This window comes from Verrucomicrobiota bacterium (assembly GCA_027622555.1).
Lineage (GTDB): Bacteria > Verrucomicrobiota > Verrucomicrobiia > Opitutales > UBA2995 > UBA2995.
In genome coordinates this window covers 92,872-117,852 of sequence record JAQBYJ010000003.1, presented here as the reverse complement: position 1 = coordinate 117,852, position 24,981 = coordinate 92,872, and the positions used below count along the sequence as shown (strand labels likewise).

Here is a 24,981-nt window from a genome sequence, read left to right as displayed (position 1 = left end):
ATCGTACCCCGCAATCATCACCCTATTAAGTTAACTCAGAATAATAGCTTTCATTACTATTCAATAACTTAAGGATTATTGGATCCATTTATTAAATAGAGAACCATGAGACAAAAAATTTGAAAACGTCCATGGAAGCGCCGTTATGTCCCATGTCTAAATAGAAGGAAGCCCTACAAATCCATGTGACCTTTTGTCGCAATTAATTTGATTCTATCTTAATAATCTCAATAGGAGTTCCCCACATCTGGATACCCAAAATCTGCTCTTGAGGGGTTGCTTGAACACGTACACTTAAACCATCAACCTTGAAATCCGGATCAAGGTAATCGGGAAAATACTTGCTTCCGCTTTCGGTCATAATTCCGAAAAATCCTCCCTCAAGTTCTATATATTTAATAAATCCAAGAATAGTGAGAGGTTTCGGCACTGCTGGAATCACCATCTGGACTTCTGGCAAAGCCACTTCCACCTTGATCTCAGGTTCTGGGATTAACTCCACAACTTCGACAATCTCCGGCTCAGGAACCACCTCCGGTTCCGGAGTCGAAACAACAGAAGGAGCAGGTGGTGCGACAACCGCATTTTCAGTTTTGGTCGTTGAACAGCCTGAGTAAAAGAGAGCTGCCGCGGCAATAACCACGCTGGATAATTTCGTCTGAGTCATTAGGTTTGTTAAGAAACAACTTGAGTTTCGACGGTAATCTTGCCTTCGTAAACCCAATAGTAGCAAAGTTCACTTTCTAAATTTTTGAACGCCAACTTCCTAAATTTCAAGTCCTGTGTCACGTGGCTGTTTGCAATTGGAATTATATAGCTATCATCAGGCCACAAATCCGGAATTGGCAATTTGGTAGAAGCCTCAGAAACTTGTTTAAGAGAAGGAATAAAAGGAGTACCCATACATTGTTGGAGAACATTCTTATTAAAAAAGTTCCTTTACTGAAAACACAACACTTGAAATGTATTCCAGCCTGCAGTTGTGCACGCTAGCCCATGAAAGAACGATTTATAATTTTCGGCACGGCCTTTATGGTTAGCTGTTTTGCTGTGATGTTCTTTCTCCACCTTCGCAAAGTCCGGTCAGGCGAAGCCAGCCTCCTTCGCCGCTGGGTAAACTCGGCCGGTGAAATGGGTCATATAAAGGAATGGCTGGAAGCCGATACATTTTTGGTTGAATTACCTGAAGGGACAATGACCGTTCGTCTCAACGCCCTGGATACGCCCAATCCCCTATTGGCAGGCGGCAACGACGCATTGGCGCTCGTTAAAGAATTGGTGGGAGACAATACAGTCCGCGTACTCGAGTTTCGGCGGAATCAAGCAGGCGATATTATCGGAGAGGTCTACAACAGCGAACAAGTGAGTTTGAACGAAGAGCTGATGAAAGCTGGCTGGGCCTGGTATTACGAACCTGACGCACCGAACAATCCCTATTATAGAGAATTGCATGAATCGGCAGTAGCTGAAAAACGAGGCTTATGGTCCCTGGAAGAAACCACCAAACCGTGGTTGGCATCTCCACGGGATACTTCTCCAAAAAGAAAAATCGAAAAATAATCAATCTACGGCCCTTACGCCTTCTTGGTTTTTACTGGAGATTTTCGCTTGGGAAACAATTCGCGGCATAGGGGACACTTCGTTCCGTCACATGCATGGGCTGAGCAATACTCGCGTCCGTAGAAAATAATTTGAAGATGTAAGCGATTCCAGGAACTCTCGGGGAAAAGGCGCTTCAAGTCTCGCTCGGTTTGGACCACATTTTTCCCTGAAGTTAATTTCCACCGTTGGGCCAAGCGATGAATATGAGTATCAACAGGAAATGCGGGAAAACCGAATGCCTGCGACATAACAACTGAAGCCGTTTTATGTCCAACACCGGGTAAAGCCTCTAATGCCTCCATATCTTGTGGAACCATTCCACCGTGTTGATCTACCAGGATCTTGGACAAGCAAGAGATGGCCTGAGACTTCCGCGGGGATAATCCACAGGGTCGAATGATATTCTGTATCGTTTCAACCCTCTTCTTGGCCATGTCGAACGGATTGTCCGCGAGTTTGAACAAGGCCGGGGTTATCTTGTTAACCCGGACATCGGTGCATTGGGCGGACAATAAAACGGCAACGAGCAAAGTATAAGGATCCTTGTGGTCCAATGGTACGGGGGTCTCCGGGTACTTTTTGTCCAAATAGGCCCTAATAAATTCTGCGCGTTCCTTTTTGATCATAATGGTTTACTTCGAGTAACCATTTTCAACGGCAGCGACGAAACAAGTTTATTTCTCTTTTGCTTTTTCACCAAAGGTTATTTCCCTTGTAATCAATGCCTCCGATATCCAACTCACGCCCTGCTCTTTCCTACGATCCTTCAGCCCTTCCCAGGGAACTGAAAGAATATTACATATCTGCTTCACCTGAAGATATCGACGACATGATGAAGTCGATTGAAATTCATTCCATTGATGCACTATTCAGTCACATCTCTGAAGACGTAAAATTCGCCAAACCACTCGATCTTCCGGACGCATTATCTTACCAAGAGCTGCAAGACAGGTTGTTCGAATGGTCTTCGGAGAATAAACTGCACACTTCGTTTCTCGGAGACGGGCTTCCCCAGTTCGAAGTCCCCGAGATTGTTCCTTACGTTTGCAACATCCGTAATCTGACAACTTCTTACACGCCGTACCAACCTGAACGCAGCCAAGGAACCCTGTTAACCCACTGGATTTACCAATGCTGCATGAGTGAGCTTACGGGTTTCGAAGCCGTGAACTCATCCCTGTACGAACGATCAACCGCTATTTTCGAAGCGATTTGCGCATCCCTTCGCATGACACGCCTATCAGATACCGTTATCGTTTCCGAGGGTATCTATCCCGGTGACAAAGAAGTCATCGAAACCTTGATCCAGGATACCAAGATTATCGTTAGGTGGATCCCACTGGACTCAGAGTCCGGGAGAACCCCGTTGGACAAAATCCAATCCACAGCCGCGGAACTGGGAAACCGTTTGGCGGGAGTGGTTTTCCCTCACGTGAATCATCATGGGCTCGTGGAAGACGTGGATGCACTAACCGACGCCACGCGCGCGCTAGGTGTTAAAAGTATTGCGGTGATCGATCCCATGCTTTTGGCATTCGGTGGCCTAAAACGTCCTGTAGATTTTGGCGAACACGGCACCGACATGATCGTGGGTGAAGGTCAACATCTCGGTTTAGGTGCAAACTTTGGAGGCCCGGGATTGGGGCTCTTCGGTGTTCGCTTGAATGACTCGGTTAAAAATGACATCCGTCAATCCCCGGGACGTTACGTTGGCAAAGCAGTAGATAACCAAGGCAAAGAGTGTCGTGTCATGGTGCTGTCAACACGCGAGCAACACATCCGAAAAGAAAAAGCTACTTCAAACATTTGTTCAAATCAGGCCTACGTTGCTACCATCGTTGGGGCAGCGATTCTTCAACGAGGTGATGCCGGCATGACAAAGGCCTGCTCAAAGGCCCGCTCCAATGCCGTTCAAGCGTTTCAAAAATTGTCCAGGCTGAAGGCCCTTTCATTCCCGTTTGCGGGGCAGACTTTTTTCAATGAATTCGTAGTCCAAATTCCGATAGCAGCAGCCGAACTCATTTCTAAAGGCAGTGCTGCGGGGTTACACATTGGCGTCGACGTTACCGACCGCTTCCCATCAGTCAGTGGTCACTTTTTAAAGCTCTCTTTTAATGACAGGCAATCAGCAGAAGACATTTCGAAGCTTGAAGTTTTCTTTGCAGCTGAGCTTGGAGATGCAACCACCGATTCCACCTCCGCGCCGGAGCTCGACTCAAAACAAACACGTTCGTCCCACCTTACTCTACCAAAAGTCTCTTTAGACGAATTGAAGGCTTACTACGACCGCCTGGGCGAGCTGAACATCAGTCCGGATGACACGTGTTATCCATTGGGATCCTGTACCATGAAGTACAACCCATACATTAACGATTGGGCTGCGGGTTTGTCCGGATTCGCCGATTCCCATCCGCAAGCTCCTATCGACGATGTCCAGGGCAATCTCCGTTTGCTTTACGAGACTCAGGAATGGTTTAAGAAAATTACGGGTCTCGCGGGCGTCACCACTCAACCCGTAGCAGGAGCTCAAGGCGAGTTGGTCGGCATTAAACTTTTCCAAGCCTATCATAGCCATCGAAACGACACCGCTCGAGACGTGATCATAATTCCGCGCAGTTCGCATGGAACCAATTTCGCCACGGCTACGATGGCCGGCTACGAAAATAAAATCATCGACGGTCGCAAGACCGGCATCGCTTATCTGGAAGCCGACGAAACGGGCCAGATCAACATGGACAGCCTCCGTGAAATTCTTTCAGCACAGGAAGGACACGTCGCAGGCATCATGGTGACCAATCCAAACACGGGTGGTATCTTCGAAAGTCGTTTTAAAGAAATGGCTGATCTCATCCACGAAGCCGGCGGACTGGTTTACATGGACGGAGCCAACATGAACGCCATCGCTGGTTGGGTTGACCTCAGCGCACTGGGGGTCGACGCCGTCCACAACAACTTGCACAAGACCTGGACCATCCCGCACGGCGGGGGAGGCCCGGGCGATGCTATCGTGGCAGTTAGCGACAAGCTGGTAGATTTCCTGCCTGGATTTCAGATTCAAAAGGATGATGGAATATACATCCCCGTAAAATCTGTTCATTCAATCGGCTCTTTTCACCGGCACTGGGGAAACTTCGCTCATAAGATCCGCTGCTTCACCTATCTCCTTCGACTCGGTGGATTGGGGATCAAACAAATGTCAGCCGTCGCAGTTCTCTCTTCTCAATACCTGTTCAAAACTCTCGGAGCACATTTTCCCTGCCTCCCAAAAAACGCAGAGGATATTCCTCGTATGCATGAGTTCATCCTCACCCTGGATGACGCCGATTTTGATAAACTGGAAGAAGCAGGAATTCCCAAAGCCGTGGTCATTCCACGTATTGGAAAACTCTTTTTAGATTTCGGCTTCCACGCCCCAACCGTTGCATTCCCCGAGGTGTACGGACTCATGTTCGAACCGACAGAAAGCTATACCAAGGCGGAACTTGATCGTTTTACGGAAGCCGTCCTTGCGATTCGCAAAATTATTCATGAAGCCCCTAGCCTGCTTAACAAGGCACCGCTCTTTACGCCGATCGATCGTGTCGATGAAGTATCAGCCAATCGCCAACTCCAGTTAAACGAAGCCCTGACTCACCTCCCCGAAGTGCCAACAAACCGCATCCCGGCCAAGGAACTTCAGGCAAGCTCGATCAACGAAATCTATGAGAAGCTCATGGCCCACGCATAAATAACCTTCCGCTTTACTGCTCATGAATCTTCTCATCTGTTTCGATAAGTTCAAAGATTCCATGACAGCGTTTGAAGCAGGCAAGGTGGTAGAAAAAGTACTTTCTGAAAAACATCCGGATTGGGCAATTGAAACCGTGGCCTTGGCTGATGGTGGCGAAGGCTTTTGCGAAATACTTACAACCGCTCAAAACGGGATACTGGAAATCCACACCGTACCCGGTTCATTGTTTCAGACAATTGAAGCACAACTCGGTTGGGTTAAAGGAGAAGCCCTCAGCGAACAAACCAGAGTCGATTGGAAACTTCACGCATCGAGCAAGGTCGCCATCATCGAAATGGCCCAAGCTTCTGGATTGCAGGAATTACCCATCGATCAACGTGATTGCTGGAAGACAAGCTCACTCGGAACAGGTGAACTCATTCGCAAGGCCATTGACCAACAAGCGGAAACCATCCTGCTGGGCGTTGGCGGAAGTTCCACCAATGACCTTGGCCTCGGCGTTCTTGAAGCACTCGGCCTCCGTTTCTACGACAAAGACAATCAGCTCCTCCAACCCATCCGCCCCGAGCTCTGGGCACAGGTCCATCACATCGAAGGATCAATCCCAGAAAATCTACCTCCTTTCAAAATCGCCTGCGATGTCCAGAACCCGCTGTTTGGGCCTCAAGGCGCAGCAGCCATTTACGGACCGCAGAAAGGACTGAAGCCCGAGGATCATTCAAAAATTGAAGAGCAGGGAAAAAAGATCGCCCAGCTGCTTTGCGACCACCTCAACAAAGCCTGGAGCCTTACAGAAGTCCCCGGAAGCGGTGCTGCTGGCGGCATCACCTTTGGCCTGAGCACCTGTTGCGACGTTGAACTTCTCCCCGGCTTCGACCTCGTCTCCCAATGGCTCAACCTACCCGAAAAGATAAACGCCTGCGACTGGCTCATCACTGGCGAAGGTAAATTCGATGCCAGCTCTCTCCAAGGCAAAGGCCCCGGCACCCTCGCCCATAAAGCACTATCAAAAGGCAAACGCGTGACCATCATGGCCGGCCAGATTGACGTCTCAAGAGACCTATTTCCCCGGCATGAAAGACTGGAATTCGTAGAGATTTCTCCAAAAAACATCCCCCTTAAAAAAGCCTTGGACCAAGGGCCAGAGTTCCTAGCAGAAGCTACGAAATCACTATTGAGTCATTAAAAAGCTTCGCCTACGAAAAGACCCCTTTTCGCAAGTTTCGCATCACCGTCATCCCACTGTCCTTCATTCCCACCATCTGACGGGCACCGGTTTTGCGATTCTTGCCGAACAAGTGGCGGTGGCTTTTGAAAATCTGATCCACGTACTCCTTCGATCCCAGGACCATGCCGTCGGTAAAGTATCGGACCTTAAGCCGAAGCACCTGGCCCACGGGTAATTCACCATCCTGCTCAACTACTTGCTTAACCTTTTCCCGGCTCATAGCCTTCTGGCTTTCACGGGAGGTGGTAGATCCCATCAGGAACAGAATCTTCCGGTATTCGGAAAGCATTTTCTTGGCCGTCTTGATGTTCAAAACCCGGCAAAGGCCGTTCTTGGCCTCCTCATTTCCCGTAACGGCTTCGGCATAAGCGCAGTAACGGTAGTCCTTCGGATCTTCCACGATTCCGGCCCGCACCGGATTCAAGTCAATGTAAGCGGCGACCGTTCTCAGACAGGCGGCGGTATCTTCAATCAACACACTCTTAAACCGCTCCGCCCACAAGGTTCCATAACGACGGTGACTCTTGTTATACCAAATACTGAACCGCTGCTTTAACTCTTTCATAAACAAAGAGACATCACCCATCCGGGACAGCAGTTTATCGCGTTCCGCCTGGGCCTCTTCCCCGCCCTTCTTCAACACTGCCTCCAAAGTCTCCACCTTACCCTTTTGATTGCCATACAACTGGGCAAAGCGTGCAACCAACTCATCATCACTCATCTTCTGCCCTTCCGGCACACGCACCAACACATGGAAGTGATTGGTCATAATACAGTAAGTCAAAATTTCCACCCCGCAAAACCGGGCCATATACCAGATCTGCTTACGCAGTACCTCTTTTGCCTGCTTATCCAAAAGCATCGCTCCCCCAACCACACGGGTAACGCAATGATACACGGCCGACTGGCCTAGAACTTTGAGACGGGCATTTCGCATAATTAAAAAATCCAGTGAATTAAGATGAACGCAACGAGTGGATGATGCGGCAAATTCAAGGATCAGGGGCGGAAGAGTCAATTATATAATTAGCCTGTCCCTTTTAAGTTCCCCCTTTTAAGTTCCCTATTCTCCCCCCGTGCCTTTCTCGCCATGGAAGAAGGAAGGAGAGAAATTTCAACGCATTTTGTCAACATCCAAGGTGTGTCCCCTTTGGCTGTCCCCCTTTGGCTGTCCCCAAGGTGTGTCCCCTTTGGCTGTCCCCTTTGGCTGTCCCGCCCTTTGGCTGTCCCGCCCCTTTGGCTGTCCGCCTCCCTGCCGTCGCGCCAGCGGATGATCCGCTCAGCGCTCCAGACCGATTCGGGCAGTTCCTTTGCGCAACGCTCCGGACCCTCGGTCCACTTGTTGTAACTCACGCTGAACTGATCGACCGATCCGGCCATCGACTCCAGATACTTGCCCGCGCTCGAACCACTGTCAGCGTAGAGGTAACTGCGGTAGTCTTTCCAAAGCTCCGAACACCCCTTCAACTGCCCCGGCATCAGCTCGCTGCAATCGCGGCTGCCCACACCCAGTTCGCCCGCCGCCAGAAACGGACCGGTCCACAGCGTCTGCCAGGACAGCGTGGTATTGCCCTCGTAGTTCATAACCGCCCCTTCGAAGTGTTTGCCGCTCACCTCCAATTGCGTGTCGTCAAAAAACAGCTCCAGCTGACCGCAGTGCAACAGCCGGCCATCCGCGATCTTCGGCAAGGCCCAGGCGATGAACGCACGGTTCAAGCGCCACAGCGCGGACGCTCCCTCCTGCCCTATGCCGCGCAAACACTCCGCCCTTCGCGCTCGCTTCTTCCATCGTACGGAATTCGATCTCGATCCGTGGATTTTTCATCGTATAGTGACGTGACATCCAGACACTTTACAATTTATCCCATTCACCAAAAGGTGAAAGTTTTTCTACTTCGCTAAGGATCGGGGACACTCAATAAAGGAACAAAATCACTCTGATTTCCCTTAAATTTGAAAATCATTTGTTAAATCTTCCAGGCAGCTTGCAAAGGGGTGAGAAAAGAGCCCATTACTCTGGGCATAAATGGAATTCTCTCCTTCATCGATAGACAAAAATACGGATGCGCGCAAAAAAAGCATTCGGAAGCTTTTGCGGATGCGCACCTTTCTGAGATGGTTGCCGAACAAAGGATCTCTGAATCGTTATCCTATCCTGGGGAAATATGGATACAACCTTCGAAATCGCAAATACCTGTGGTCCTTCAAGGAATCGAAAGTGGGTCCGGCGATTCTGGTAGGTTCAGTGGTAGCCTTCTTGCCGCTCTTTGGCATCCAATTACTGACCGTGATGGCTCTGGCTTTGATCTTAAAAGTCAACCTGCCTGTCCTCGCAGGCCTTCAGTTCATTTCGAATCCACTCACGCTCGTTCCCATATACCTTGCCAACTATAAAGTAGGTTCCTGGTTGCTCAATGTTGTTGGATTTGAGCCAATGAAAGAAACCGTCTCGGAAACGGTTTTGACGGGAGTAAATTCGACCATGCTTGGTGGGGCCGTTTTAGGAACGGTGGTGGGATTGCTCTTATACGGAGTCTACATGGTTCGGCTAAAATGGAGTGAGCGCATTTCTGAAGTTGCCCTTTAAAGGACATTCCCTGCTTATAGTCACCCAAAACCAGCAGGTATGCCGACTCCGTCATTCAGAAACTTTTTTTTCAACTCCAGCTTTGCTTTCGCGCTTATACTCTTCGGGCTGAATTCCGGCCAGCTGGAAGCCGCTTCAAAAATCATGCTGGGGATCGATGTGCTCGAATCCACAGACTATTCCATTTTAAAGGGAAAAAGAATTGGCCTCCTGACTCACAAAGCCGGCGTGAATCGGTACGGAGTGAGCAGCATTGATTTGTTGAATCGATCAAATGTGGTTAACCTGAAAGCCCTCTACGGACCGGAACATGGGATCGATGGAGTTGCGGTTGCAGACGAGAAAGTGAAAAGCGGAATTCACAAGAAAACAGGCCTACCTGTTTTTTCTCTATACGGTGAGCACCGAAAGCCAGCACCATCCATGCTTGAGGGGATCGACGTGATGGTCATCGATCTGCAGGACGTGGGAGTTCGCTCGTACACTTACGTTGCCTGCATGAAGCTGACAATGGAGGCTTGTTTTGAAAATAATAAGCAGGTCATTGTCCTCGATCGACCCAACCCGTTGGGAGGAATCAAAGTAGACGGCCCGCCTCTGGAAGAAATATGGGAGAGTTATGTGGGCCCGTTTCCAACGCCTTATTTGCATGGACTGACCATAGGTGAAATTGCACGCATGGCCAAGGCGACCAAAGGTTGGTTGGATGTAGAAGATTCCATCCGACAACGTGGCCAACTTACCATCCTATCCATGCGCGGTTGGAATCGTAACATGCTTTGGCCAGATACGGGTCTTCAATGGGTGGCAACGTCTCCCAACATTCCTGATCTCTCAGCTGTTCTGGGATACCCCATGACCGGACTCGGTGCTCAGATCGGCGGATTTAAACATGGCATCGGGACCCAGTACCCCTTTCGTCTGCTCACCTTTGAGGGAGTGTCTCCCAAGAATCTTCAACAGCGGCTCAGCCAAATGAATATACCCGGCCTTCGTTTTGAAGAAAAGAGCTTTATCCAGTCCAACGGGAAACTGGGCATCGGCGTTTATACGGCGGTGACCGATTACAACAGCTTAAGGCCCACCGAGTTGAGCTTTTACATGATGAAGCTCGCAGCAGAATTCCAGGGTACGAATCCCTTCAGCAATGTGCCATTTTCCCAAGAGAACCTTTTCAACAAACACGTCGGATCTTCTGCGTGGTGGAAAGCCCTGTCCACCCAGGGAGCTCGAGTAAACGTAGCTGCTTGGGTCAATGAATGGGAGAAACAGGCGAAAGCCTACCGGGAGAAGACAAAGCCATACTTTCTGTATAAGTGACGAGGTAGGAGGAAATTAAACCTACTATTGTTGCCAGGCTGGTGACCAACAAGTAGTGCGGCCACCAATAGTTTCACGTTTCAAGGACTGTTTGGTCTTGGGACACATCCCCCCATCTTTCCAACGGTGATTAAATAGCCAGGAGTCCGGGAAATCACCCCAGTTATCGCCGACAATAGTTAAGGCATGTTTACAGACCCATCGAACTTCATTAAAAATAAGCCGACTTTCGTCCGGGGATAAACTTTTTACCCGCCTTCCTGGAGCGAGACTCGCCCTCCAAAGAATTTCATCGGCCATCCAGTTCCCAACGCCAGGAAAAATATCCTGCATCAATAGAAATGGTTTTAGTTGAGTGCCTTTTCTTCGATTTAAATGAGAAACGAAATAAGAGAAATTGAACGCCTTCGAAAGCACTTCAGGAGGAAGGGCTGCCCACCATTTCGGAGCTTCGGGACTCACATCAAAACGCACACGCCCAAATTGCCGTGGGTCGTTAAAAAGCAATATCCCGTTTTCAGTTTCAATAACCAGATGAGCATAGTGGTCATCATACGCGGAATCTTCAGTGAAGCTCAACTCGCCGGTCATACCCAAATGGACGCCAAGCCAGGCATCTCGATCGGATCGAAACAACATCTGCTTCCCATGCGTTTGAGACTGGATCAAACAACTACCCGGTAATGATTTTGCCAAATCGACCGGGGACATATCGCGATATAAACGCGTCCACGGATGCAACGTTACACGAACGATCTTTTGGCCGATTCCAGGCGACCATTGTTTCCGGAAATAATCTACTTCAGCCAGTTCGGGCATCAGCTACTCCTCAACCACTATCAATCCAGCACCTGAATCGTAGAGGTCTTTGTTACTGGCATTGAACTCAAGCTTTAGCTGGCACTCCAAACTAAACAGATCGAGCAACTTGAATCCGGACAACGAATACACTCCCTCTTCAATCTCTTCCGTGGAGAATGCGAGCAAGAGATGATAGCCATCACGGGAAACTTTAAAATCCTCCGAAGGTGAAATATAAAACGTCCGCTGACTACTGTTCTCCGTCTTGGGAGAGTAGGTTTTTATTTCTATGTAGAAATATTCACTTCCCTTCACGGCAAAGAGATCGGGATACCCAGCCGTTTTCCTTCTCCCCGAAGGCGGTGAAGGCCTCCCAGATTCAAATCCTGCTTTCTTAAGGGCAGCGAGCACATAAAGCTCAACCGCATTTCCCACCTCATTGATTCTCTCCGCATGGATGGGATCCTCACCCACTTTTGCCACTATCTCCTCAGCTACTTGCTTGAAGAGCGGAGCAAGCTCTTCTTTCCAGTCATAAACCTCGTGGCCCGAAATAAGTTCGATCAATTTGGGCAACGCGATACGCCTTCCATGCTGCGCGCCCCAGTCTTCCGGTGGATCTCCATTTAAAGATCCTGCCAGCCAAACGCCGGCCAAAGACAAAACGCCTATTCGCCATTTTCCAATCATCCCTTATGCTATGGGCAAAGATGGCTGATCGGCAATACCCGGTTTAATCCAGAGTTAATCATTTTTTGAATTGCCAACCGTGTCGGCAAAACGGCTTACTAAAAATCTTTCATCCGGTCCGAGCCCTGCTCGGAGCAATCAGAATTAACCTAGGAAACACCTCTATCTTTATGTCTAGAACATGCACCCTATTCACCGGCCAATGGGCAGATTTGCCCTTGGAAGAACTAGCACCAAAAGCAAAAGCCATGGGTTACGATGGCCTCGAACTCGCCTGCTGGGGAGATCATTTCGATGTCATTCGGGCCAATAAGAGCAAGCAGTACCTCAAAGACAAATGGGAGCTTCTATCGGACAACGGACTCACCTGCTACGCGATTTCCAATCATCTGTCAGGTCAGGCCATTTGCGATCTCGTCGACGAACGCCACAAGGCAATTCTATCCGATCAAATTTGGGGCAATGGAAACCCAGAGGGTGTTCGCAAACGTGCCGCCCGCGACATGATAACTGCAGGCAAGGCTTGTCGCAAATTCATGGACCTGAAACCTGGCCGAAAAAAGAAAGATGATTTTCCAGCCGTAGTGAATGGATTTACAGGATCAAGTATCTGGCACATGCTTTATGCTTTCCCTCCCACTACTCAGGCCATGTACGAGAAAGGCTATCAGGACTTTGCCAAACGCTTTATCCCTATCCTCGATGCATTTGATGCAGTTAATGTTAACTTCGCTTTGGAAGTTCACCCAACTGAAATCGCATTCGACATTGCCTCAGCGGGTCGCGCGATTGATGCGGTTAAAGGACACAAACGATTTGGATTCAACTACGACCCATCCCACCTCGGTTATCAAGGAGTGGACTACGTAAAATTTATCCGCGATTTTGCCAGCCGTATTTACCATGTTCACATGAAGGACGTATGGTGGGGCCATGGTGATGGCTCAGTTGGCGTATTCGGCGGACACACGGACTTTACGGATCCACGACGTTATTGGGATTTCCGTTCGCTGGGGCATGGAGACATCGATTTTGAAGAAATCATCGTTGCACTGAATGACATTGGATATGCAGGTCCACTCTCCGTTGAATGGGAAGACGGACGAATGGATCGTTTCCACGGAGCAGAAGAAGCGGCCACTTTCGTCAATGCGGTCGATTTCAAACCCAATGAAATGGCCTTTGATGCCGCCTTCGATAAGTCCAATCAATAACCCGAACTATTTTAGAACTTAAAACTACCTATGAGCACAAAAATAGGAATTATCGGAGCCGGAGGAATGGCTCAGTATCACATTGCTGGATTTCGCCAGGCAGGCGCGGAGATTCTGGCCATCGCAGACATGTACGAGCCCGCCGCTCAAGCTGCGGCTGAAAAGTACGGAATCCCCACTGCGCTTGGCAGTGTAGAAGCCATATTAGCGATGGAAGAGTTGGACGCGATCTCCGTCATCGTCCCGAACAAGTTTCACGCACCACTGGTCATTCAGGTATTGGAGTCGGGAAAACATGCCTTCTGTGAAAAACCACCCGCGATAAATGCAGCACAAGTAGCGGACATGCAAGCGGCGGCTGAGAAAGCGGGCAAGCACGTCATGTTCAACTTCAACAACCGCGCCCGCCCTGAGTCCTACGCCATGAAGCAATACGTTGCTGATGGAACGGTTGGAAAAATTAACTCCGCCCAGGCCAAGTGGATTCGCAGAACTGGTATCCCTGGTTTGGGAGGCTGGTTTACTACTAAAGCACTCGCTGGCGGAGGTCCATTGATCGATCTGCTTCACATGGTCGACCTCGCTATGTTCCTGATGGATTATCCAGAACCCGCATACGTCCTGGGTGCAACGTTCGACGATTTTATCACCGACAAAAACTTCAAAGGCCCCTGGGGCATTCCTGACAACGCAGACGGTACAACAGACGTCGAAAGCGCTGCTCATGGATTCGTAACCTTTAAGACCGGTCAGGTTTTGACCATGCAGGTGTCGTGGGCTGAAATGGTTAAACGCGAGGAAGTCTCGGTCGTTTTCCAGGGAACCGGAGCCGGAGGTAAGATCGAACGACTCTTTGGCATAGATGGTTTGGATGAAACCGGCATCGACAGTTGTGAACTCTACGTGCAGGAAAACGGCAACTCGGTAAACCGCGAGGTCATCACAGAAGCCTGCGAGGATATGGGTCGCTCACGATCTGCCGCCAATTTCATCGCAACGATCGAAGGCAAAGAGGAGCCACTGAATACGCCTGATCAAGCACTATCACTGATGAAAGTTATCGATGCGCTCTACGAATCCGCAAGCAGTGGAAAACCAGTGGCATGTTAATTTCTAAACACTCGAACTTGTAATGAATAGAAAACTAAGAATGGGAATGGTCGGCGGTGGCCGAGGTGCATTTATTGGTGCCGTTCACCGTATGGCCGCAAACCTTGACGGAAAAATCGAGCTGGTAGCTGGTTGCTTTTCCTCCAAGGCCAAAACATCGAAATTGTCCGGTAAGGATTTCTTTCTCGATCCATCGCGCGTTTATACCTCCTACGAAGACATGGCGAAAAAGGAAGCGGCTCTTCCTGCAGACCAGCGCATCGATTTCGTGAGCATTGTTGTCCGCAACAATCTACACGTCCCAGTCGCCACAGCGTTCCTCAAGGCCGGTATCAATGTCATTTGTGACAAACCATTGGCCTTTAATTTGAAAGAGGCCAAGGAGCTGAAGAAGGTGGTTGAAAAGTCTGGCAAAGTGTTTGCCCTCACTCACAATTACACGGGTTATCCCATGGTCAAAGAGGCACGCGAGTTTGTTAAAAATGGCAAGCTTGGACGTCTTCTGAAAGTAGTGTCCGAGTATCCACAGGGTTATGCCGTGGGTGACGTTGACCGAAAAGGTCCGACCAAAATAAATTCCTGGCGAACGGATCCCAAAGTCGCGGGAGCTTCTAATTGTATGGGAGACATTGGCACCCATGCCGAGAATCTGGTTCACTACATCACTGGGCTCGAGATTGATGAGCTCTGTGCTGAATTAACCGCGTTTATTCCAGGCCGCCAATTGGACGACGACGGCAATGTCCTGATCCGTTACAAAGGTGGAGCAAAAGGGATTCTTTACGCCTCACAGATTTCCAACGGAGACGAAAACGCCTTAACGATCCGAGTGTACGGAACAAAAGCGTCACTCGAGTGGCATCAGGAAGATCCGAACGAGTTGATTATTAAATACGCGGACAAACCACGTCAGATACTGCGTCGCGGCAATGATTACCTCGGCAAAGCAGCCCAGAATAACTCCCGGACACCGTTTGCCCACCCGGAAGGATTTATTGAGGCATTTGCCAATGTTTACCTCGCTGCCGCCGAAGCCATTTCAGATGAGGTAAGTGGCAAAAAACTGAAGAAGAGCTACGACTTCCCGAATATCGACGACGGCATTTACGGAATGGCGTTTATCGAGTCGGTAGTTAAGTCGAGCAATTCCAAAGCGAAGTGGACCAAGTTTCCAAAGCTGTAACCAAGCCTAAAACTTTACCAAACCCTGTCGGCCAGCCCGGCAGGGTTTTTTGTTTAAGACAAAAGAAAACTAATCACCAATCAAAGGAACTTCACCGTCCTTAAATTGCACTCTCACCTTATCGCCCGGTTGAATAGACTTCTTTGAAACAATCGGTCTTCCCACATCATCTCGAACAATCGCATATCCACGATTCAAAATCGAAACAGGACTGAGGGATCTGAGAAGAGACTCCGATTGCAAATAGCGACTTCTACTTTGAAGAACCCTGGTATTTATTTGAGTATCAGCACGGCGACCCAGTGCCTCCACATAAACGCGGTATCGTTCAATTCTTGGTAACGGATCCATACTCTTTACCTTGTGATTCATTTCCTTCAGTCGGTTCTGATTCTTAAGGATCTCGGAAGTCAGTACACCCTTCATCCGGTTGGTAAGATCGTCCAATCTTAGTTGCCCCTGCTCAATCCGACCAACCGGAGAAAGCAAATCCAGGTGTCGCCGATTTACCTCAAGTGCTTCCTTCCTGGAACTCAATCCTTCCTGAACCCAATAGCTAAGATTGTCGGCCGCGGAGTCAAAGCGATCAATAAGCTGCAGGTAATCGGTGCTAATAATTTCTGCTGCTGCGGATGGTGTTTCCGCGCGGAGATCGGCAACAAAATCAGATAAGGTGAAATCAATCTCATGGCCCACAGCCGATATAACAGGAATGCCGGACCTATGAATCGCCCGCACAACCACCTCTTCATTAAAAGCCCACAAATCCTCCAGACTACCTCCACCACGACCAACCACCAGTAGTTCCAGTCCAGACAGTTTTTGTGCAAAATCAATCATGCCTGCAATCTCAGAGGCTGAGCCTTCACCCTGAACTTTTGCTGGTAAAACAATAACGTGCCCAACCCATTCGCGGCGTTTTAGAATGCGGATAAAATCCTGCACAGCCGCCCCGGTAGGTGATGTGATAATTCCAACCGCACGTGGAAAGCTGGGGATCTTCTTTTTTGTCTCCGCATCAAATAATCCCTCTTTCTGCAAGCGCACCTTCAACCGTTCAAACTCCTGCTGCAAACGACCGAGACCATCCATGACGACCAAACGAACGATCAACTGGTAATTTCCCCTCGGCTCATAAACACTGATTTGCCCAAATACAATCACCTGCATGCCATCTTCAAGATCGACACTTTGCTTCAAAGCATCGTTTCGAAACATAACGGAAGTTACCTGGCTACCCTCGTCTTTAAGGGAAAAATAAACATGGCCGCTCGACTGGCGACGCAGGTTGGATACTTCACCACGAATCCAAGCACCCCCGATTTCAGTCTCGAGCAGGTACTTTACTTTCTGAGTGAATTCCGAGACCGAAGCGATCTCATCCGCCGGCGGTATCAGCAGATCCTGGTTCTGGTTGTGCATAACGTTTTCTGAAATAGGAAATGGCAATAAAGGCAACGACAAGCAGGCCCAATCCCAAAAGCGCTTTGCCAATGTTTCCGGAAAAGAAGGAATCTCCAAAGATAATGACGCCAATTATTATTGGAGCCTGAGCCACCATGGAGATCCATAAGTAAGGCCAAAATGGAACGTAGGACAGACCAAGCACATAATTTTGCGCGACCAATGGAGCACCGCACAGGCGAATGACAAATATCCATTTAACTGCATCGCCCTCCTTCACACGTGGCAGCTCGTAATTCCAGCGAGCCACAATTTTCTGAATAAAATTGTGCAGCAGCTTGGTGCTGATCCAATAGGCCAGAATAAAATTTACCGCGAGAGCCGAAAGGACAAAGGGTATGGCACCCGCAATTCCAAATCGGATGCTGGCTATGATAACCAAGGGCGAAATGGGAAACCCCAATAGAGGAAGAATCGCGACCATCAAAAAGAACAGAAGGGCGGGCCAAGTTTGAAGTTCCTCAATCCAGAAGTTAATCCAGGATTTGAGATCATCTATCCCGATATCGGTAAAAGAAAGCAGGCCCCAAAGACACAATGCTCCCAAGAACAAAACACCGACTAATACTAATAATTTTTGCTTATTGATCCAATCTCCCATGGGACGTAGCGAGACTCGGAGACCCACCTAAAGAATGCAAGTCAGCGATTGGCAGTTCTTGACATTAATACAATTACGATTCGCGGAAGGACATAAACGGGTTCAAGATCGACCCTCCATCCCCTAGCAGAATGCTCGCTCGCATTAATGCTGTTTTGTGTGATCGACCGAAGAAAATTTTATTTTCCTCAATCCAAAGAAGGTCATCTTCAACAAAATCCACCCGTGGCTGAACCGTGATATGTTGGTATCTCCATAAGACCGATCTTTGTAGCGTACCAGGATGTCCCGAATTTTCAGATCAAGCATGGCACTACCGAACAGGAGATTGAAATCGCCAAACGGGTCAAAATCGCCAAGAATACGGATGCGTTTTAACAGCCGTTGGTAGTCAGTCCGAAGCATCATTTTTGTTCCGCACAGACTATCCTTAAAATCTTGGCCAAGGACAAAACTCAAAGCTACGGCGAAGAATTTATTTCCCAGAAGATTCAGGAAGCGCATGGCTTCTGACTCCATCGGATAAACAAGGCGACAGCCGTTGGCGAATTCTGCCCTACCCTCAGCGATCGCTTCATAAAATTTGGGTAAGTCTTCGGGTGGAGCTGTTAAGTCGGCATCCTGAATCACCAACACATCTCCTTCAGCGACTGTAAAACCGGCGAAGACCGCGTCCCATTTCCCTTTTCCGGGCTGCTGAAGAATTTTTATTTTGTGAGGACCTTTGTAGGCAGCGGTTTCGCGTTGAATTACATCCCACGTATCGTCGGTACTATTACCTTCGACAAAGATTATTTCCGTTTGCTTCCCAAGCGTGGGTATGCGTTCAAGGGCCGCTAGAACATTGCCGGACTCATTTCGCGCAGGTACGATTACTGAACAGGAAATATCACCTTCCAGCCGTGGTTTAACGGTAGGACGTGCCACAATTAAATTGGACATTCCCAAATGTCGAAAGAATGGAAGCCGCACTAAAAAGCGATTGAAGAATCCACTCAATAAAGGAACGCGAAATGGAAACATTTGCTCGGTCGTCTTCGTAAGCACTTCAAATCCATTGAGTTCAAGTATGTTGCAGAGGTCTGTTTTGCTCAGCCAATTGCTTTCAGGCTGTTTCGTCACAAGGCCAAGCCATTTCGCCATACCTAACAACGGCTTGTAGACTTGATTAAGCGACAAAACATACAAGCGAGTGCGAGGATGACACGACTTGCGCAGGTTGGAAATGCTGGCATGGATATCCTGTAAATATCCCGGTAGATAATCCATAATAACCGCGTCAAACTCTTCATCGATTTCATCGGTATGTAAATCGCCCTCGCGAAACTCGAGGTTGGGAAGGTCGCGTTCGCCTCTGGCTCGCTCAATCATCTTTGGACTCAGATCCACTCCAAGTCCTCGGGAAGGCTTGAGTGATTCCAGAAGCTCGCCAGGGCCACAACCCCATTCGAGTACCCTCGATTTTTCCGGAATATGATACCTAAGAATCCCCTGAATCTGGGAGTGAAATGAACGCTGCGCGTTGCGGGGACCGGAATCGTTTTCAGCGACCCAGTCAAAGTGTTCTTTGAAACTCATAGATTAAGGATAGGAAGGGTAAGTTAAATAGTGTGAGGTGTCTCAAATCGTCTTCAAGTAGATTCCCTTAAGGAATACTAAAGCGAGGAAGCTTCGATCGAAAATCGGATGTGGTGAGGATTATTTAGAAATTCATTTTCTTAAAAATTGATTCAGGAATTGAACGGACGATAAACATGATAAGTCTCCAATATCCGGGTACGTAAGCAGTAGATTTCTTTTTTTGAATAGCGTTTACAATACCCCGGGCCACTGATTCAGGAGAGGCAAAGAGTAGACCCTTCTTGAGATGCCGAGTCATCGGAGTATCGACCATTCCCGGCTTAATATTCACAACATGCACTCCCGAGGCGGCTAATCGACCTCTCAAGCCATCGGTAAAAGCAGAGGCCCCTGCTTTGGCTGATCCATACACAAAATTACTCTTTCTTCCCCTGTCTGCAGCGACCGAAGTGATCGAAGCAATGGTACCACTTTTTCGTGTTTCAAAGTACAGAGCCAAAACGGTTAGAAGAGAAGCATAGCTCAGGAAGTTGGTATGGATCGATGCCTGAATTGCCGGAAAGTCGTCCTGGATAGTTTGCTGATCAGGTAGAACACCATGGGCAATGATGGCTATGTCTATTGGGCCAGCCTCCGCAACGGTTGCTTCCAGTTTGCTGGCGTGAAGGTCGCATTGGTCCAAATCGATTTCATACTCCCAGATCCCGGTTGCGCCCAGAACCTCGAGGTTCTTCCCAATGCTCTCCAAATGTTCTTTGTTCCGTCCCCAAACCAAATGAAAGGGCTGTAAGACCCCGAAGAGAAAATCCTTTTAAAAAAACATCTACCAAGATCACCAAAGATCCCAGCATACAGCCGATCCCGATAGCAAGGAGCTGATAATGATCCCACTCTTTGACCGTAAAGCAAACGAGCCAACTCCCCATAACGCAGATCATGAAGAAAAAGATTCGGATGATAAAAATGGTCTTGTTCACTTGTTTGGTCATTTCGCTGCCAGGCATGGCAGAAGGACAATAATTCTTAATTGAGCACGCAAAAGCGAAACCCTACCCAACGCGAACGAAAATTTGTTGCGACAGTTCTTAAAGGTTTTTTTCGCATTTGGCTCCAGGTATCGGCTCCACTCCCTCCAAACAAATATACAACTTCCCCCTCCTCAGAGCGATACACCCACTCCGTAAGATTTCCAAATAGGTCATACAACCCACCAACTGCCTGAGATGTACCAACAGGTTGGCTCCGAAAGCCACTCCGACCTGAAAACCACATCTCATTTTCATTTAACAAGGAGAAATCAATTTCGGGAAGCCATTCTTTTTGAGGTAATTGGACTTGTTTACCTAAGGACCAACCCAGCAATTTACAAAACTCATTGGCTTCATCGAATCCAACCGAGTCGACAGGATAATTGTCACCTACCCATCGACTAGGGTTGTTACCCATAACTTGATGATAGAGCAACTGATCAACCTCCGTTTTATAAATCCACAAATTGAGGACCGAATGTTTGACCAACCCTTCGCCAACCTTTGCAGATATATCAGGGAGGTCGGCTTGGTGTATTATCATCCAATTAATCCGCTCTTTTAGAGATGGGTCAGGTAACAGACTAAATGAAAATCGCTTCTCAAAATCCTTTATGCAACCTTCAATCTCTAACAAAGCAGCCTCCACATTTGCCCATTGATTTTGCTGGAGGAGTAAGTCAAGCAGTGCCACCTGCTCGGAAAGAAGGACTGCATTCGCTTGACTTTGGTCGGACGCCAATTGCGCCCTTAACTGTTCAAAGCGTTCACGATTATAATAAACAGTATTAGGATAGCGCTCGTTGACCAAAGCCTGAAGATTCAATGCCCGGTCAATACTGTTATTGCTCGGAGCAGAAGCCGCTAACAAATCTTCAATCCGTTCATTCATTTCTGCAGCCTCAATACGCCTTTGGTTTTCTTTTAGTTCCTGGACAAGCCGCCAGCGCACCAAACTACTGTCAGGCATGTTTAGGTTAATAGATTCCTGAAGAACAAGCGCACGGTCATAATGCGTTTTTGCATCTTCCCATTTCCCTTCCTCAAACGAAGCATTTCCCATTTCAACCAGGCTTTCAACTTCGACAGAAACATCCTTGGCTTCGAGCCTTTCTAGCAAATGCTGGATTCTGGCGACCTCATTCCTATCGACCAAGTCGCTTTCCTTTAGGTGAGAATTTATCCATTCTTGAGCCTCTAGCGCTTCCTCTAATAAAGGTACGGCCGAAATAGCATCACCGTGATTCTCGAATTGAGCGGCTCGATCTGTATACGCCCTGGATTTTGAAAAAAGCATTTTGCCCTTGGTATCTTCGAGGCGCTTTAAAAGCCGGTTTAACCGACTCATTGAACCAAAGGAGTCATCAGGATCAACGGCCCTTAGTTTAAACTGATATTCGATTGCTAGTTCCAGAGAACGAAAAACCTCGGGATCCCCAGGGTCTGCCATCCAGTTTTGCTCAAATACCTCTTCGGATTCTATGCTCTTGGACATCCATTCAATAACTGATGACTCCTCAATCTCCCAACTTTTTGCCCGTTCAATTTGTCCAGGATCAGCAAACCACAAATATATTAAAAACACCAAAAACAGGGATGCGACCATAAAGACAGTGGCTGATAACCAGAAAAGCCCCTGGGACTGAGCTCTGTCTTGATCTTGGTGAATTGGCATGCTCCCGTTTTGTCGAATAAATCCACTGCAGAAAAGAAAAACCGTAAGTTGATAAGCCGCGGCTTTTTTATTTGATACTCATCAATACACCAACCACCTTATTCCCCTTTTTATAACATCCATAGTTAGACCATTGGAAATCGATACAAATAAAGAACCCTATCACCGTTTTGAAACCGTGTGCGTCCTTGCAGTCGGCCTTTTGGGTGCGTCTGTCGCTATGGCATGCAAAAAATATCGAATTGCAAAAAAAGTTCACGTTTGGTCTCGCAGGGCAAGCAGCCGGGCAAGACTGTCGGAACAACCTTGGTGTGATGAAGTGTTTTCTGAGCCGCAAGAAGCGGCTGCAGCAGCAGACTTGGTTGTGATATGCTCGCCAGTCGATTTTATCGTTCAACTATATAAGGAGATCAAACCGTCGCTAAAACCCCATGCTTTGGTTACTGATGTGGGAAGCACCAAGAGCATGATCTGTCGCCAGGCAAAATCAGAAGAAGCGGATCAGGTGCATTTCATCGGTGCGCATCCCATGGCTGGCTCAGAAAAGACAGGAATGGACTTTGCCGACGAAGACCTCTTTTTGAACAACCCCTGTATTGTTACTCCACTTGAGAATTCTAACGACTCCGCCGTCCAGAGAGTCGTCCAATTTTGGAAATCACTGGGAGCAGTTACGTTTATAAGAACGCCGGAAGATCATGATGAAATCGTAGCCCACATAAGCCACTTGCCCCACCTTATCGCTTCGAGTCTTTGTCAATTCCTGGATAAGAAACCAGACAATTGGTTACAACTAACCAGTTCCGGGTTGCGTGACACAACGCGGATTGCGGCTGGTGACCCGACCATGTGGAAAGCAATTATTGAAACGAATCAGGAGGAGATCAAACGAGCCCTCTCCAAATACCAGGATGAGCTACAGCGTATTCATTCAGCTCTTACGAACGGGAATATGCTGGAAATTGTATCCATCCTCGAAAAAGGGAAGCAATACCGAGACCGCCTCTCTTAAGGGAGAAAATTAAATGAGTATCCTTTATCCTGATCCTCTGGCGATAAAACCGTTTTCGCGACCTGTTTCAGGCGCGGTAGAAGTGCCAGGCTCCAAAAGCATAACGAATCGGATGCTCATGCTTGCATGCATGGCTTCCAACACGGTGGAACTAACCGGCGCTCTGCTCAGTGACGACTCTCAATACATGGTCGAATGTTTGCAGAAGCTGGGTTTCCAGGTTAAAATAGATCCTGCCAAGAAAAGTATCCATGTTTCTGGCACAAAAGGAGAAATTCCTTCAGAGAAGGCATCACTCTTCGTCGGAGTAGCGGGCACCGCGGCAAGATTTTTAACGGCTTTTTGTGCAACTAGAAACGGAGGGCAATTTGTAATCGACGGAACTCCGCAAATGCAAAAGCGCCCAATGAAAGGGTTATTGGACGCATTGGAACAACAAGGAACTGACATCCACTCAAACGATGGATTTTTACCGGCAACTCTATCACCGCACGGACTGAAGGGAGGACGCATTCAATTAGAGACTTCTGCAAGCACTCAGCTGCTTTCCGCACTCCTTATGGTTGCTCCATTGGCTGAGGAAGACCTGGAAATTAAGATTTCTGGAGGAGCCGAGATAAAACCCTTCGTACGACTCACCCAAGAATTGATGTATCGGTTTGGGCAACCCAAGCAACACATCCAATCTCTTGGAGATGGGAAGGCCCTCCTTCGCGTAAAGGCCGGAATTCCCTACTCAATACCCGAGATAGTTGCGATAGAACCTGATGCTTCGGCAGCGTCCTATTTTCTTTCATTGCCCTTGGTTGTTGGCGGCAGCGTAACCGTTAAAGGGCTGCATTCGAATTCTCTTCAGGGCGATTATGCTTACACCGAAGTTCTTCGCGAGATAGGCATGAACGTGGAGGAAACGGAGGTCGGTACAACCGCGTCCATTCAGCTAAAGGAACTACCCGGTGCCGGAATAAACAGGAATTTTTGGCCCATTTCAGATACCTTTCTCACATTGGCTGCGATTTCACCTCTACTGAAAGGAATCACCCGCATAGAGGGAATAGCACATACCCGTCACCAGGAAAGTGATAGAGTCGCTGCCATGGCCAATGAGCTTATTAAATTGGGGCAGTGGATTGAAGAAGGGGACGATTACATAGAAATCCATGCCGGTCCGATGATCCCATCAGAAGTGATGACCTATCATGACCACCGGGTAGCAATGAGCTTCGGAATTTTGGGTTGCTTTAATCTGTATGGCGATGGGACTCCCTGGCTTAAGATCAGCAATCCCGGATGTTGCTCAAAAACTTTCCCAGAATTTTTTATCGAACTTGAAAAGTTGCGAACCGCATGAAAGACGACAACTTTATCATAATCGCAGTGGATGGGGGTGCGGCCTCAGGAAAATCTTCCACATCAAAATTACTGAGTAAGCGACTAAATCTGCTCTACGTTAATACTGGCTCGCACTACCGGACGTTGACATGGGCGATACTGAAGGCGGGATACTCTGTGACTGATGTGGATCCAATCGTTTCACATTTGAAGGCGATTGATATCGGAACCCGCATTGAAGGAAAAGAAGCGCATATCACTTTGGACAAAAGAATCCCTGGTCAGGAAATCAGATCAGAACAAGTCAACGAGGCGGTTTCCATTGTAGCGGCAATACCAGAAGTTAGGCTATTTTTGTTAACTTACCAAAGATCCTATGAGCAGTTGGCACGAGAAGCAGGATTTTCTGGTCTAATTATGGAAGGTCGAGATATCGGCTCCATCATTTTTCCAGATGCAGATTTTCGTTTTTTTATGTCCGCAGATGAAGGCGAGCGAACCCGAAGAAGAAGATTAGAGGGGCAAATCGATAGCATACAGAAACGTGACCAGCTAGATACTAAAAGAAAGACAGCGCCTTTAACTTACACAGAAGGTGCGATTCTTGTAGATACCACCTATTTGAGTCTCAATGAAGTCGCAGATAAAATGACCAGCCTTATCCATCTCGTAGAAAAAACTGATCCAAAACCTCAAGAAAACTTAGGTAAAAACACTAAAAGCTGAATAGGTACTGTAATACTCTTCTCAAGTAAGATCTTTTAGTTTTTTAAAGAGACTTGTAATAAACATTTTGGGTGAAAAAAATTTACTACTTTCAGGA

Annotated in this window: 23 protein-coding genes; 11 read left to right on the top strand and 12 right to left on the bottom strand. The window is 48.1% G+C overall.

Annotated elements, in window-relative coordinates:
• Positions 1 to 202 precede the first annotated feature (202 nt).
• A complete protein-coding gene (locus O3C43_01815) occupies positions 203 to 667 on the bottom strand; it encodes a hypothetical protein (GenBank protein ID MDA1065218.1) in 465 nt (154 codons plus the stop codon).
• A gap of 329 nt (positions 668 to 996) precedes the next feature.
• Here O3C43_01815 and O3C43_01810 point away from each other — a divergent pair, with 329 nt between their 5' ends.
• Positions 997 to 1,560 (top strand): thermonuclease family protein, encoded by a 564-nt coding sequence (locus O3C43_01810; GenBank protein MDA1065217.1) that lies wholly within the window; start codon positions 997 to 999, stop codon positions 1,558 to 1,560.
• Positions 1,561 to 1,574: 14 nt separating this feature from the next.
• Here the strand turns inward: O3C43_01810 and nth are convergent, their stop codons facing one another.
• Complete coding sequence (nth, locus tag O3C43_01805) at positions 1,575 to 2,228, bottom strand: endonuclease III (protein ID MDA1065216.1); 654 nt, start codon at positions 2,226 to 2,228, stop codon at positions 1,575 to 1,577.
• Between the two features lie 95 nt (positions 2,229 to 2,323).
• Here nth and gcvPB point away from each other — a divergent pair, with 95 nt between their 5' ends.
• Together gcvPB and O3C43_01795 are read left to right on the top strand one after the other, a co-directional pair.
• A complete protein-coding gene (gene gcvPB / locus O3C43_01800; protein ID MDA1065215.1) occupies positions 2,324 to 5,329 on the top strand; it encodes an aminomethyl-transferring glycine dehydrogenase subunit GcvPB in 3,006 nt (1,001 codons plus the stop codon).
• A gap of 22 nt (positions 5,330 to 5,351) precedes the next feature.
• Positions 5,352 to 6,518 (top strand): glycerate kinase, encoded by a 1,167-nt coding sequence (locus O3C43_01795; protein ID MDA1065214.1) that lies wholly within the window; start codon positions 5,352 to 5,354, stop codon positions 6,516 to 6,518.
• A 10-nt stretch (positions 6,519 to 6,528) separates the two neighbouring features.
• Here the strand turns inward: O3C43_01795 and O3C43_01790 are convergent, their stop codons facing one another.
• Both O3C43_01790 and O3C43_01785 read right to left on the bottom strand, forming a co-directional pair.
• Positions 6,529 to 7,497 (bottom strand): transposase, encoded by a 969-nt coding sequence (locus O3C43_01790; GenBank protein MDA1065213.1) that lies wholly within the window; start codon positions 7,495 to 7,497, stop codon positions 6,529 to 6,531.
• Between the two features lie 89 nt (positions 7,498 to 7,586).
• Positions 7,587 to 8,276 carry a hypothetical protein gene (locus O3C43_01785; protein ID MDA1065212.1) on the bottom strand — a complete coding sequence of 230 codons (690 nt, stop codon included), beginning with the start codon at positions 8,274 to 8,276 and terminating at the stop codon, positions 7,587 to 7,589.
• A gap of 310 nt (positions 8,277 to 8,586) precedes the next feature.
• On the opposite strand from O3C43_01785, the gene O3C43_01780 reads away from it, so the two are divergent.
• On the top strand, positions 8,587 to 9,147 hold the full coding sequence (locus O3C43_01780) for a DUF2062 domain-containing protein (protein ID MDA1065211.1): 561 nt from the start codon (positions 8,587 to 8,589) through the stop codon (positions 9,145 to 9,147).
• A 39-nt stretch (positions 9,148 to 9,186) separates the two neighbouring features.
• A complete protein-coding gene (locus O3C43_01775) occupies positions 9,187 to 10,467 on the top strand; it encodes a DUF1343 domain-containing protein (GenBank protein ID MDA1065210.1) in 1,281 nt (426 codons plus the stop codon).
• 24 nt (positions 10,468 to 10,491) lie between these two features.
• On the opposite strand, the gene O3C43_01770 is transcribed toward O3C43_01775, so the two are convergent.
• On the bottom strand, positions 10,492 to 11,286 hold the full coding sequence (locus O3C43_01770; GenBank protein MDA1065209.1) for an Fpg/Nei family DNA glycosylase: 795 nt from the start codon (positions 11,284 to 11,286) through the stop codon (positions 10,492 to 10,494).
• Between the two features lie 3 nt (positions 11,287 to 11,289).
• Entirely contained in the window at positions 11,290 to 11,958 is a 669-nt protein-coding gene (locus O3C43_01765; GenBank protein MDA1065208.1) for a hypothetical protein, read from the bottom strand.
• Positions 11,959 to 12,128: 170 nt separating this feature from the next.
• On the opposite strand from O3C43_01765, the gene O3C43_01760 reads away from it, so the two are divergent.
• The 3 genes from O3C43_01760 to O3C43_01750 are packed head-to-tail and all read left to right on the top strand — an operon-like array spanning position 12,129 to position 15,465.
• On the top strand, positions 12,129 to 13,172 hold the full coding sequence (locus O3C43_01760; protein MDA1065207.1) for a sugar phosphate isomerase/epimerase: 1,044 nt from the start codon (positions 12,129 to 12,131) through the stop codon (positions 13,170 to 13,172).
• Positions 13,173 to 13,202: 30 nt separating this feature from the next.
• Entirely contained in the window at positions 13,203 to 14,282 is a 1,080-nt protein-coding gene (locus O3C43_01755; GenBank protein MDA1065206.1) for a Gfo/Idh/MocA family oxidoreductase, read from the top strand.
• 22 nt (positions 14,283 to 14,304) lie between these two features.
• A complete protein-coding gene (locus tag O3C43_01750; protein ID MDA1065205.1) occupies positions 14,305 to 15,465 on the top strand; it encodes a Gfo/Idh/MocA family oxidoreductase in 1,161 nt (386 codons plus the stop codon).
• A gap of 69 nt (positions 15,466 to 15,534) precedes the next feature.
• Here O3C43_01750 and xseA read toward each other — a convergent pair whose 3' ends face one another.
• The 6 genes from xseA to O3C43_01720 all read right to left on the bottom strand — a co-directional run bounded on the left by xseA (position 15,535) and on the right by O3C43_01720 (position 21,814).
• The gene (xseA, locus tag O3C43_01745) at positions 15,535 to 16,887 is read right to left on the bottom strand and encodes an exodeoxyribonuclease VII large subunit (protein ID MDA1065204.1); all 1,353 of its coding nucleotides are present in this window, start codon (positions 16,885 to 16,887) and stop codon (positions 15,535 to 15,537) included.
• Positions 16,844 to 17,530: a VTT domain-containing protein gene (locus tag O3C43_01740; protein ID MDA1065203.1), complete on the bottom strand. Its 687-nt coding sequence runs from the start codon at positions 17,528 to 17,530 to the stop codon at positions 16,844 to 16,846. The genes xseA and O3C43_01740 overlap by 44 nt, the downstream gene beginning before the upstream one ends.
• 144 nt (positions 17,531 to 17,674) lie before the next feature.
• Positions 17,675 to 19,108 (bottom strand): bifunctional class I SAM-dependent methyltransferase/glycosyltransferase family 2 protein, encoded by a 1,434-nt coding sequence (locus O3C43_01735; protein MDA1065202.1) that lies wholly within the window; start codon positions 19,106 to 19,108, stop codon positions 17,675 to 17,677.
• A 124-nt stretch (positions 19,109 to 19,232) separates the two neighbouring features.
• Positions 19,233 to 19,859, bottom strand: coding sequence for an SDR family NAD(P)-dependent oxidoreductase (locus tag O3C43_01730; GenBank protein MDA1065201.1), 627 nt, complete (start codon positions 19,857 to 19,859; stop codon positions 19,233 to 19,235).
• Positions 19,801 to 20,115: a hypothetical protein gene (locus O3C43_01725; protein MDA1065200.1), complete on the bottom strand. Its 315-nt coding sequence runs from the start codon at positions 20,113 to 20,115 to the stop codon at positions 19,801 to 19,803. The genes O3C43_01730 and O3C43_01725 overlap by 59 nt, the downstream gene beginning before the upstream one ends.
• 19 nt (positions 20,116 to 20,134) lie before the next feature.
• Positions 20,135 to 21,814, bottom strand: coding sequence for a hypothetical protein (locus O3C43_01720; GenBank protein MDA1065199.1), 1,680 nt, complete (start codon positions 21,812 to 21,814; stop codon positions 20,135 to 20,137).
• A gap of 133 nt (positions 21,815 to 21,947) precedes the next feature.
• Between O3C43_01720 and O3C43_01715 the strand changes: the two genes are divergently transcribed.
• Genes O3C43_01715 through cmk form a run of 3 tightly spaced genes read left to right on the top strand, consistent with a single transcriptional unit; the run spans position 21,948 to position 24,884 of the window.
• Entirely contained in the window at positions 21,948 to 22,826 is an 879-nt protein-coding gene (locus O3C43_01715) for a prephenate dehydrogenase/arogenate dehydrogenase family protein (protein ID MDA1065198.1), read from the top strand.
• A gap of 13 nt (positions 22,827 to 22,839) precedes the next feature.
• Complete coding sequence (gene aroA, locus O3C43_01710; GenBank protein ID MDA1065197.1) at positions 22,840 to 24,177, top strand: 3-phosphoshikimate 1-carboxyvinyltransferase; 1,338 nt, start codon at positions 22,840 to 22,842, stop codon at positions 24,175 to 24,177.
• Entirely contained in the window at positions 24,174 to 24,884 is a 711-nt protein-coding gene (cmk, locus tag O3C43_01705) for a (d)CMP kinase (protein MDA1065196.1), read from the top strand. The genes aroA and cmk overlap by 4 nt, the downstream gene beginning before the upstream one ends.
• Positions 24,885 to 24,981: the final 97 nt, after the last annotated feature.

What these genes read in the sequence shown, in the direction of transcription:
- nth (MDA1065216.1), bottom strand. Translation starts at nt 2,228, where the DNA reads ATGATCAAAAAGGAACGCGCAGAATTTATTAGGGCCTATTTGGACAAA.
- aroA (MDA1065197.1), top strand. Translation starts at nt 22,840, where the DNA reads ATGAGTATCCTTTATCCTGATCCTCTGGCGATAAAACCGTTTTCGCGA.
- O3C43_01795 (MDA1065214.1), top strand. Translation starts at nt 5,352, where the DNA reads ATGAATCTTCTCATCTGTTTCGATAAGTTCAAAGATTCCATGACAGCG.
- xseA (MDA1065204.1), bottom strand. Translation starts at nt 16,887, where the DNA reads ATGCACAACCAGAACCAGGATCTGCTGATACCGCCGGCGGATGAGATC.
- O3C43_01770 (MDA1065209.1), bottom strand. Translation starts at nt 11,286, where the DNA reads ATGCCCGAACTGGCTGAAGTAGATTATTTCCGGAAACAATGGTCGCCT.
- O3C43_01815 (MDA1065218.1), bottom strand. Translation starts at nt 667, where the DNA reads ATGACTCAGACGAAATTATCCAGCGTGGTTATTGCCGCGGCAGCTCTC.
- O3C43_01775 (MDA1065210.1), top strand. Translation starts at nt 9,187, where the DNA reads ATGCCGACTCCGTCATTCAGAAACTTTTTTTTCAACTCCAGCTTTGCT.
- O3C43_01765 (MDA1065208.1), bottom strand. Translation starts at nt 11,958, where the DNA reads ATGATTGGAAAATGGCGAATAGGCGTTTTGTCTTTGGCCGGCGTTTGG.
- O3C43_01760 (MDA1065207.1), top strand. Translation starts at nt 12,129, where the DNA reads ATGTCTAGAACATGCACCCTATTCACCGGCCAATGGGCAGATTTGCCC.
- O3C43_01810 (MDA1065217.1), top strand. Translation starts at nt 997, where the DNA reads ATGAAAGAACGATTTATAATTTTCGGCACGGCCTTTATGGTTAGCTGT.
- O3C43_01790 (MDA1065213.1), bottom strand. Translation starts at nt 7,497, where the DNA reads ATGCGAAATGCCCGTCTCAAAGTTCTAGGCCAGTCGGCCGTGTATCAT.
- O3C43_01725 (MDA1065200.1), bottom strand. Translation starts at nt 20,115, where the DNA reads ATGCCTGGCAGCGAAATGACCAAACAAGTGAACAAGACCATTTTTATC.
- cmk (MDA1065196.1), top strand. Translation starts at nt 24,174, where the DNA reads ATGAAAGACGACAACTTTATCATAATCGCAGTGGATGGGGGTGCGGCC.
- O3C43_01735 (MDA1065202.1), bottom strand. Translation starts at nt 19,108, where the DNA reads ATGAGTTTCAAAGAACACTTTGACTGGGTCGCTGAAAACGATTCCGGT.
- O3C43_01740 (MDA1065203.1), bottom strand. Translation starts at nt 17,530, where the DNA reads ATGGGAGATTGGATCAATAAGCAAAAATTATTAGTATTAGTCGGTGTT.
- O3C43_01755 (MDA1065206.1), top strand. Translation starts at nt 13,203, where the DNA reads ATGAGCACAAAAATAGGAATTATCGGAGCCGGAGGAATGGCTCAGTAT.
- O3C43_01780 (MDA1065211.1), top strand. Translation starts at nt 8,587, where the DNA reads ATGGAATTCTCTCCTTCATCGATAGACAAAAATACGGATGCGCGCAAA.
- O3C43_01720 (MDA1065199.1), bottom strand. Translation starts at nt 21,814, where the DNA reads ATGCCAATTCACCAAGATCAAGACAGAGCTCAGTCCCAGGGGCTTTTC.
- O3C43_01750 (MDA1065205.1), top strand. Translation starts at nt 14,305, where the DNA reads ATGAATAGAAAACTAAGAATGGGAATGGTCGGCGGTGGCCGAGGTGCA.
- gcvPB (MDA1065215.1), top strand. Translation starts at nt 2,324, where the DNA reads ATGCCTCCGATATCCAACTCACGCCCTGCTCTTTCCTACGATCCTTCA.